General features: G+C 43.9%; 1 protein-coding gene and 1 pseudogene. Both read left to right on the top strand.

What is annotated here, in order from left to right:
- Window positions 1-135, top strand: a 135-nt coding sequence (locus PZE06_RS26810) for a TetR/AcrR family transcriptional regulator C-terminal domain-containing protein (RefSeq protein WP_275792214.1), incomplete at its 5' end; no start/stop codon positions are given.
- A gap of 25 nt (window positions 136-160) precedes the next feature.
- A pseudogene (locus tag PZE06_RS26805) lies at window positions 161-380 on the top strand (enoyl-CoA hydratase-related protein); the annotation flags it as partial.

The raw sequence follows: 380 nt of genomic DNA, 5'->3' as shown, positions 1-380 counted from the left end.
GCCCGGCAAATGATTTTCGGAACGATGGATGAAGCAGCGACAACATGGGTGATGAATGATTTGAAATATGATTTACAAGCGCTCGCAGCGCCGGTTCACAAGCTGCTTCTGAATGGTTGTCGTGGGGAGCAATAATGGCAAAACATAAGGGGGAAGGTAAATGAGCTATTTAAGCTGGTAAAATGAGCAAAATGTCGCGACGATTAAACTAAATCGTCCACCTGCCAATGCTTTGTCGTCAGGAGTCATTAAGGAACTAGCCGAGGTATTAAATGAATTAGAGCCAAACGAAGAGATTCGGGTTATTTTGATTCATGGTGAAGGAAGGATTTTCTCTGCTGGAGCGGATATAAAGGAATTTACATCGGTCCAGTCTGGAG

The sequence above is a fragment of the Robertmurraya sp. DFI.2.37 genome, from assembly GCF_029211245.1.
Classification (GTDB): domain Bacteria; phylum Bacillota; class Bacilli; order Bacillales; family Cytobacillaceae; genus Robertmurraya; species Robertmurraya methanolica_A.
The sequence above is the reverse complement of the archived record's forward strand: the minus strand, read 5'-3'. Positions and strand labels throughout refer to the sequence as shown.